We start from the raw sequence: 650 nt of genomic DNA on the forward strand, positions 1-650 counted from the left end.
CGTTGGTCAGGAAAGTCTCGAAATTGGACAATGATCAATGAAGTAAATTTGAATCCAGAGAAAAAAGAAGAAGTGCGGGCGGCATAAAATTTAACTTGATGCGACAACTAACTTGAAAAACTCCGTTTTTTACCATGCCTCGCTAGACGCTCTAGCTTTTCTTTTAGTGACGGTGGTGCACTTTGTGCAATCGCATTAAGGTAATCAGCGGTTTGTTCACTCATAGCTAATTTATTCGCAGGAGTGGCGTTAGCTGTTTTTAACGCATTATTTGGACTTAATCGTTGGCTGGCTTGTGGATTAGCGGTAATTTTAATTTGCCCAAGTTCTGCCATACCGGCACTACGAAAGTGTGACAGCATATCCATTTTTAAGTAGTTTAAACGCAGTGCTATAGGTGCAGATACCGCCTCAATCATCAGCGTACCATCGCGATAATTACTAACGCGACATTTTCCACCTAAATTAGCGCCCAAAAACTCACTCAATAAAGTTTGTTGTTTATCTAATGCTTGGCTTTTACCTTGTTAGTTAAAATCCCAATGGCGGGCACTGTTTCAAGCTTAAACGTATCTGTAGCAACAGGTATTTGTTTATTTGAAGTACTGCGTCAGAGAAATACGACACAGCCATAAAAGAAAAGCTTTAAG

General features: G+C 40.0%; 2 pseudogenes. One reads left to right on the top strand and one right to left on the bottom strand.

The window, feature by feature from the left end:
* Positions 1–107: 107 nt before the first annotated feature.
* Positions 108–524 (bottom strand): annotated as a pseudogene (locus H5182_RS22015) (DciA family protein); the annotation flags it as partial.
* Here H5182_RS22015 and H5182_RS22455 point away from each other — a divergent pair.
* A pseudogene (locus tag H5182_RS22455) lies at positions 525–635 on the top strand (TrmH family RNA methyltransferase); the annotation flags it as partial.
* Positions 636–650 lie beyond the last annotated feature (15 nt).

Source organism: Pseudoalteromonas sp. SG44-17, from assembly GCF_014164235.1.
Classification (GTDB): Bacteria; Pseudomonadota; Gammaproteobacteria; order Enterobacterales; family Alteromonadaceae; genus Pseudoalteromonas; species Pseudoalteromonas rhizosphaerae.